General features: G+C 50.6%; 8 protein-coding genes. 5 read left to right on the top strand and 3 right to left on the bottom strand.

The window, feature by feature from the left end:
* Together FJZ26_02635 and FJZ26_02630 are read right to left on the bottom strand one after the other, a co-directional pair.
* Positions 1-800: phosphoglucosamine mutase (locus FJZ26_02635; protein ID MBM3229304.1), on the bottom strand; the 800-nt coding region annotated here is incomplete at its 3' end.
* 74 nt (positions 801-874) lie between these two features.
* Positions 875-1,654, bottom strand: coding sequence for a hypothetical protein (locus tag FJZ26_02630; GenBank protein MBM3229303.1), 780 nt, complete (start codon positions 1,652-1,654; stop codon positions 875-877).
* A 239-nt stretch (positions 1,655-1,893) separates the two neighbouring features.
* Here FJZ26_02630 and FJZ26_02625 point away from each other — a divergent pair, with 239 nt between their 5' ends.
* The 5 genes from FJZ26_02625 (at position 1,894) to FJZ26_02605 (ending at position 6,777) form a co-directional block, all read left to right on the top strand.
* Positions 1,894-2,547, top strand: a complete 654-nt coding sequence (locus tag FJZ26_02625; GenBank protein MBM3229302.1) for an HAD family hydrolase — start codon at positions 1,894-1,896, stop codon at positions 2,545-2,547.
* Positions 2,548-2,559: 12 nt separating this feature from the next.
* Positions 2,560-3,714 (top strand): glycosyltransferase, encoded by a 1,155-nt coding sequence (locus FJZ26_02620; GenBank protein ID MBM3229301.1) that lies wholly within the window; start codon positions 2,560-2,562, stop codon positions 3,712-3,714.
* 12 nt (positions 3,715-3,726) lie between these two features.
* Positions 3,727-5,370, top strand: coding sequence for a flippase (locus FJZ26_02615; protein ID MBM3229300.1), 1,644 nt, complete (start codon positions 3,727-3,729; stop codon positions 5,368-5,370).
* Positions 5,367-6,131, top strand: a complete 765-nt coding sequence (locus tag FJZ26_02610) for a D-glycero-D-manno-heptose 1-phosphate guanosyltransferase (protein MBM3229299.1) — start codon at positions 5,367-5,369, stop codon at positions 6,129-6,131. The genes FJZ26_02615 and FJZ26_02610 overlap by 4 nt, the downstream gene beginning before the upstream one ends.
* A gap of 73 nt (positions 6,132-6,204) precedes the next feature.
* Positions 6,205-6,777 carry a D-sedoheptulose 7-phosphate isomerase gene (locus FJZ26_02605; GenBank protein MBM3229298.1) on the top strand — a complete coding sequence of 191 codons (573 nt, stop codon included), beginning with the start codon at positions 6,205-6,207 and terminating at the stop codon, positions 6,775-6,777.
* 27 nt (positions 6,778-6,804) lie between these two features.
* On the opposite strand, the gene FJZ26_02600 is transcribed toward FJZ26_02605, so the two are convergent.
* The coding region (locus FJZ26_02600; protein ID MBM3229297.1) for a glycosyltransferase at positions 6,805-7,936 on the bottom strand (1,132 nt) is incomplete at its 5' end.

Genomic DNA, 7,936 nt, shown 5'->3' with positions numbered 1-7,936 from the left:
TGAAGCGAGAGGGCAAAGCCCTTGTCCCCTACCACAAACCCGCCCTTCTCGTCAATGAATATCACCCTGTCAGAGTCCCCGTCAAAGGCAATGCCCAAGTCGGCCTTGCTTGCAACTACTGCGGCTTTCAGGTCTTTGAGGTTTGCCTCCGTCGGCTCCGAGGGCCTGCCTGGAAAAGTCCCGTCAATGTGGCTGTTTAGCGTGATTACAGTGCAGCCCAGGTCGCCAAACACATATGGGGCAACAAGAGAAGCAGTGCCGTTTGCGCAATCAATGACTACCTTGAGCTGCCTGCCTGCAAAAACCTGTTTGTCAACGCTATTTAGGATTGTCTGCCTGTGCGCATCAAGTGCCCCTGGATACGCGCTTGTTCTGCCTATTTTCAGGCTTTGTGCGCCCTTGCTTTGCAGCAATTTTGATATTTGCCCCCCGCGCTCCCTTGAGATTGCAACTCCGTCCCAGTCCACAAACTTCAAGGCATTCCACTCAGGCGGGTTGTGCGAGGCAGTGACAACCAAGGCCCCCTGCGCGCCAAGCCTGTGAATCATCAGCTCGGCTGTAGGCGAGGGGGCAAGACCGATGTCAATAACATCAGCGCCGGAGGAGAGTAGGCCGCTTAGGGCTGCACTGTGAAGAAGCGGGCTTGTCAGCCTGTGGTCGCAGGCAAGGATTATTGAGGGTTTTTTGCCCAGGGTTTGCTGCACCCATTGGCCAAATGCCCTTGAAAATTTTACTGCCTCTAGTGGCGTGAGCCTGTCAAATGTGCCCCTCACGCCGTTTGTGCCAAATGAAAGTTCCATTAAACTAACCCTTGTTGGCCGCCAAACAATTCGGTTGCATGCGGCAAAGACATAGAGGTTTGACTGCCAAGGAATTAAAGGCTTAGTTCTAGGCCGTCAGTCGAAGCCACGGTGTTTTTGAATATTTTTCTTGAGGCGGCAAGGGCTTTTGCCCGATCAGGCCTGCCTGGATAGGTCCTAGACTCAAAATGCGACAGCACAAGCATCCTGGCATTTGCCGACTTTGCAAGCCGTGCCGCCATTTGAGGGGAGAGGTGCGGCCAGTCTTTTGGAAGTTTTGCGCCTGGGGCAAGGGAGCACTCTGTTATTAGCATGTCGGCGTCTTTTGCAAGCCTCAAAATGTTCTTGCACGGGCCGGTATCTGTGCAGTAGGAGATTGTTTTGCCTGAAAGCTCAAGCCTAAAGCCAAGGCACGGGTCGGCGTGCACAAGGGGCAGGGCAAGGGCATTGCAGGCAAGGCGGTTTTTACCGGGGCGCAGCCCGTGCAGCGTGGCTTTTGCCTTGTTTTTTCCAAGGGGAAGCGTGAAGGGGTGCCTGAGAAGCCTTCTTAGGTGGGGCAGGTATGCGCTTTTTGCAAAAATCCGCACAACAAACCTGGAATCAAGCATTGGCAGGATGTGAAGCCCTATTATGTGGTCCAGATGGATGTGCGAGAGGAGAATGTCGACATTGAAAACCCTGTGTTTTTCGCAAAGGGCCTTAAGCCTGAACAATCCGTCGCCTGCGTCAAAAACTATTGCGCGGCCTTCTAAGACGGCTGCGATGCACTGGGTGTTGCCTGCTGCAGAGGCATACCAGCCGCTTGTGCCAAGAAAAACTATTTTCATGCCAATTACTCTCCCTTGCTGCGCCATCTTTGCCCAATGGTTTGAACAATGACTTAAGTGGCTTGCACCCTATTAGTGGGGGCTTGCGCCTCTTTTAGTTTTTGCTTGGGGGTTTTTGCGCACTTGCCTTTACCCAGGGTTTTGAGCACTTAGATACCCATTTATATGCAAATAAATAAAACCATTAAAGGGGGCAGATATAATAGTGCAGCCTAGTTGTATTCAAAGTCGCCACAGCTGAACCAAAACCATGAAGGCAGGATGCATTGCAATGGCAGACGGCATTTGAAATCCAGGCAATGTGGCAAGGCGCAACGCAGACGTATTTGCAAGCGGAAAACAGGAAAAAAGCTGATGGGAAAATGAAAAAAACCGCGGCCATATTCATTGACAGGGACGGCGTGATAAATAAGCGCATGGACACCTATGTCACCGACCCCAGGGAATTTGTTTTTGAGCAAGGCGCAATTGAGGGGCTTCGTGCCATAAGCGCCCTTGGGCTTCCCATATTCATTGTGACAAACCAGTCAATATTAAGGCGGGGGCTTGCAGACGAGAAAATGCTAAAGAGGATACATGACAAGATGGAGGGGGAGCTTTGGAAGGCGCAAATCAGGATTAGGAAGATTTACTACTGCCCTCACCTGCCCGGGGACGGCTGCTTGTGCAGGAAGCCGCAAATCGGGATGCTTTTGCAGGCACAGGAGGAGTTCAAAGTGGATTTGGGAAAGTCATTTGTGATTGGGGATGCGACAGGGGACATGCAGCTTGGGAAAAATGCAGGCTGCAAGACAATTCTTGTAAGGACGGGATATGGAGGGGGCGACGGGCGGCACCAGGCAGTGCCTGATTTCGTTTGCGACAATTTGGCGCAGGCTGCCAAAGCAATTAAAGGCTGCCTTGAGAACAGTGGAAAGTGAGCAGAGGAAGGCATGTTTATGAGGGTCTTGATTGTCTCGAACTTTTTTTACCCGCACACAGGCGGGATTGAGAAAAACGCATTTGAGCTTGCAAGGCAGCTTGCGGCAGGCGGGAGAAGCGTTCAGGTTGTGTGCTGTGCTGGAGCCGGAGAAAAGTGCGGCAGGCAGAACATAGGGCAGATTGGAGTGAGGAGGGCCTGGACTCCATTCAAGTACGAAAGCGCGGCTATTTCGCCCCTGATTTTCTTCGACATTTTGTTCGAAAGGTTTGACGCCGCGCTTATCCACGAGCCAAACCCAGTGACAAGCGTGCTTGCCTGGGCTGCGTGCAAGATAAAGAGAAAGCCGTATTTTGTCACCTACCATAGCGACATTTACAAGAAAGGGGGTCTTGCAGCGCCTCTCAAGTGGGCTTATGTGAACCTGCTCCAAAAGCCCCTTATACTGGGTGGCGCAAAAAAGATATTTGCCACAACCCCGACCTATGCCTACGAGGTTTCAGAGGTGCTGCCTGCATTCAAAGGCAAGATTGCAATTTCCCCTAACGGGGTTGATTTGCAGGAGTTTTGCCAGGGGATAAAGGATGGGGCGCTTGCAGGCAGGCTTGGGTTGGATGGAAAAAAAGTCGTGCTGTTTGTTGGCAGGCTGATTCCATACAAAGGAGTTGAGGTGCTGCTGGAGGCATTTGGGGATGTTTTGAAAAATGTGCCTGACGCAACACTTGTGATTGTCGGGCAGGGGCCGCTAAGAGCGAGGCTTGAGGAAAAGTGCAGGGCGCGGGGAATTGAAAAAAGCGTTGTGTTTGCAGGCAGGGCGCCAGAGGGAAAGCTTGCGGACTATTACAGGCTTGCGGATGTGTTCGTGCTTCCGTCCATTTACAAGACAGAGGCGTTTGGCATTGTGCTGCTTGAGGCAATGGCATGCGGCGTCCCGTGCATTGGGACTGATGTTTCAGGCACAAGGCATGTGCTGGAAAACGCCGGGATAGTTGTCAGGGCGGCAGATGCAAAGGCGCTTGCCGATGCAATAGGCAAGGTGCTTTTGGACAGGCAACTTGCAAAAAGGCTTGGGCAGGACGGGTTGGCCAGGGCAAGGGGCTTTGAGTGGAAAGCCGCCCTAAGCCCGGTTCTTGACGAAATGAAAGGAATTGAAGCGGAAAAAACTTGAGGCGGGAAAAGTATGGAAATGTCTGAAGAAAGCAAGGTTATGGCAAGGGGCACGTTTTGGCAGAACCTGACAAACGTTGCCTACAGGCTTGTCTCGTTTGTCTACACGATTGCCATTGCAAGGATGGTTTCCCAGGAGGAAGTGGGGCTTTTTTACTTTGCCCTTGGCATTGTCGGAGTCATTGGGGTTTATGCCGACTTGGGGCTTGCATCCGCAGTGCAAAGATATGTCCCGTATTATTTGGGCAGAAAAGAGGGGGGAAAGGCGCTTGATGTGATGAAGTATGCCGTGCTTTTGGGCATGGCACTTGTCCTATTAATGACAGCCCTGACGTTTTTCTTGGCGCCAAACATAGCGGGATTTTTCCAAAACCCGAAGCTTGAGCCGGTCATAAGGCTTTTTGCATTCCATCTTGTAGCACTCCAGGCTTTCAACATAGCAAGTGCGCTTCTTGTGGCCCTCAAAAAAATCAAGGAGGCTGCGTTTGGGCTTGGGCTGCAAAACATTGCAAAGCTTGCGGCTACACTTGTGCTTATTGCATCGCTTGGGGCAAGCGCCTCTGCGCTGACAATAGGATTTGTTGCCTCGTTTGCAATAGCCTCTTTCTACCTGATTTGGAGCCTGCTTGGGCATATAAGGCACGTTGAGGCCGCCTGTGCCGGAAAGGATAGGGCCGGCCTTGGCATTGTCATGGAGCTTGTCCCTTTTGGGATTTCCATGGTCGGAGTCATGTCTTTTGGGATGATTCTGAATTATACTGACAGGATGATGCTTGGCTATTTTCTTGGGCAGGAGGCAAATGTGCAGATAGCCATTTACACGATTGCAACCGGCTTTGCAAGCCTCATATTCATGTTCTCAGGCTCCCTTATCCAGATATTTTTCCCCGTGGTGTCCGAGCTTGTCGGGAAAAACGACTACAAGAGGATAAATGCAGCGTCGCACACAGCCCTTCGCTGGATGATGTTTGTCTCCGTGCCAATCCTTGCGTTTATTGTGGCGTTTGGCGCGCCCATTTTGCGCGTTCTTTACGGCCCTGCATACGAAGCCGGCTTTTTGACGCTTGCATTTTTTGCAATCGGCAATTTTGCAAGCCTGCTTAGCTCCCCCCAAAAGCTTGCCCTGGCCGGCATGAGGCTTGTTGAAATTGAACTTGTCGCCTCGGCAGCTGGCGCGCTTCTCAATTTTGTGCTTAACATTTTGCTGATTCCAAGGTTTGGGATAGGGGGGGCTGCTTTTGCAAGCATGGTGTCTTTTGCCCTTGTAAGCCTCATTTTGAACTGGTTTGCAAAGCATAAGTTTGGCTTCAGGCTCAAAGACAGCATATGGAAAAACATCGCCGCCGCAGTGGTTGCCTATCTTGCGCTCCAGGCAGTCGAGCTTGTTGCATATGACAGGATTGTTAACCTGCCTTTTGCGATATCAGACGGAACGCTGGCAGGCGCGCTTGCAGACAAGCTTGTGAAAGTTGCGCTTCTGTCAGCATTCATGGTCTTTGGGGGGATTGTGTACCTTGCAATGCTCAATTATTTCAGGCTGTTTGAAAAGGAGGACTCCCAGATATTGGCAAAAATCCTGGCGAGGATGGGGCTTCCAAATTACGCCAGGAAAATATTCGCAAGGATTGTGTTCTGGAACCAAAAGGAGATACAATGATGGAGAAGAAGAAAATAAAAACGGGCGCAGGCCGCAAGGCGCAAATGCCCCAAGCCGTAATACTTGCCGGCGGGCTTGGGACGCGACTTAGGCCCCTGACCTACTCAGTCCCAAAGCCAATGGTTAAAATTGAGGGCAGGCCGTTTTTGGGCTATTTGCTTGGGCTTGTTGCAAGGCTTGGAGTGCGCGATGTGCTATTGCTTACAGGGTACAAGCATGAAAAAATAAAAGATTATTGCAGGGACGGGGAAAAGTGGGGGCTTGAAATCAGGTACTGCAGGGAAAAGAGGCAGCTTGGCACTGGCGGGGCCATAATTAATGCCTCAAGGTTGATTGGAAGCTGCGCCCTTGTGCTAAACGGAGACACATACCTGGAGCTTGACTTGGAGGGATTTTTGAAATTCCACAAAAAAAGCGGGGCGCTTGTAAGCGTTCTTGCAAAAAGGGGCAGCCTGAAGGACAGGGGGGCTGTTGTGGCGGGCAGGGGCGGCAAGGTTGAAAGGTTTCTTGAAAAGCAGGGAAGGGGAAGGGGCCTGTTCAATACAGGGGCCTACCTTATTGAAAAAAGGGCGCTTGTGGCCCTGAAGTCCCTTGCCAAAAAAGGGAGGATTGAAAAAAAGTTTTCAATGGAGTCTGATGCATTCCCGATTATTTGCCGCATGGGAAAGCTTTATGCCTACAAGTCTGCAGGAAGGTTCATTGACATGGGCACGTTTAGGGCACTTGCAAGGGCCGGCAAGGTGATACTGGATAAAAAGTGAAAGGCCGGGCCTTAAAGCGATTTGATGCAAATGCGCGGTTATTTTGTTTATTGCAACTACGGAGGGTGAGCGGATGGAGGAAAAAATAAAGGCAACGTTTGAAGAAAATGTCGAGGTCCACAAAAAGGCTGCGCAGCTTGCGCCAAAGCTTGCGGCGATTTCAAAGGCGCTTGTAAAGGCATACAGAGGGGGGAACAAGATGCTCATATTCGGAAACGGCGGCTCTGCTGCAGACGCGCAGCACATAGCGGCAGAGCTTGTGGGAAAATACATGCTTGAGAGGCCTTCCATGCCGGCCCTTGCCCTCAACGTCAACGCATCTGCAATGACTGCAACTGCAAACGACTACTCTTATGACAATGTGTTTGAGCGGCAGGTTGAGGGCTTGGCGGTTAAGGGTGATGTGGTTGTTGGGATAAGCACAAGTGGCAATGCGCAAAGCGTGATTAGGGGCCTTGGTGCCGGCAGGAAAAAAGGGTGTACAACAGTGCTTCTTACAGGGGCGACAGGCGGACGCGCGCATGGGATTGCCGACTTTGAGCTCAATGTGCCAAGCAACAAGACCCCCAGGATACAGGAGGTCCACATACTTTGCGGGCACATCATATGCGAAATAATCGAGCAGGAGATGTTTGGAAAGAAATAGGGTTCAAAAAGAATTGGGATTATAGGGTCAGGATTCCAACAGGCGCTCTATTTTGCCCACATGGTTTTCAAAGTAGAAATTATTGGAATGGTCCAGCCCGGCTTTTTGCACTTGAGAATAATACGCAGGCTCCTTTAACTTTGAAAGCGCGGCCAGAAATTCCTGCCTTGAGCCGACTTTTATTGCAGCCTTGGAGACTTCTTGCGGGATTGTGGATTGTGAGAAAACGATTACCGGAATTCCAACGCGCTGCGCCTCAAGAATGTTAAGGCCAAAGCCCTCCGAAATTGAGGGAAGGAAAAACGCATCAAGCGAGGCATAGGTTTGCACAAGCTTTGACTCTTCAACAAAATCCCCAAAGCTGACAGCGCCGCCTAACCCAAGTTTGCGGACTGTGTCTTGCAGCATGGGCTTTTGCACCCCCTGGCCAAAAATTGAGAAAGTCAGGGATTTGTCAGACTTGTAGGCATATGAAAAGTATTCAAGGGCAGCTGCAAGATTCTTCCTGCCTATTAGCGAGCCTATGTATCCGATTCGGAAGTTTTTTCCACTGGAGCTGTTTTTGGCCGGGACAAAGATGTTTGAAATTCCATGCGCAACTACTTTTACATCCCCTCTGCCGGAAATTTTTTCAAGCGAAGCTTTGGAAAGCGAGGAGTTGCAGGTGAGTATGCTTGAGGCTTTTATCGAATGAATGGATGCAGCTGTGTAGAATTTATTTAGCATGAACCTGAATGCAGAGGAGATCGGGTTCTGTGCTTTTGGTGGTTTTTCAAATGAGTCTGCATCATGGAAAACCAAAAGCACTTTTTTTCCCTTTAGGAATAAGTGCGAGAGGAATCCGGCCTCCGGATGGGCTATGACAAATGCATCAAACTTATTGCGGTTGAAAAACAGGAACAGTGGCGTGAGAAATGCGAGACGTGCCAGAAGAGTGCTGCCAATCAGAAACTTCACTTGGTGCTTTTTTGAGAGGCCCTCGCACAGAAGCCGCGAGTAGGTTGAAAGGCCCGACTTGGCTGTGCTATTTGGGTAAAAGGAAAGGATGCAGATTTCCATGGACATCCCGATTTGCAGGTTGCTTGTTTGCAGGTTGCTTGTTTGCAGGTTGCTTGCTTGCAGGTTGCTTGCTTGCAGGTTGCTTGTTTGCAGGTTGCTT

It is taken from the genome of Candidatus Parvarchaeota archaeon, assembly GCA_016866895.1.
In the GTDB taxonomy this organism is placed as follows: Archaea; Micrarchaeota; Micrarchaeia; order Anstonellales; family VGKX01; genus VGKX01.
This window is presented reverse-complemented; position numbering and strand designations above follow the sequence as displayed.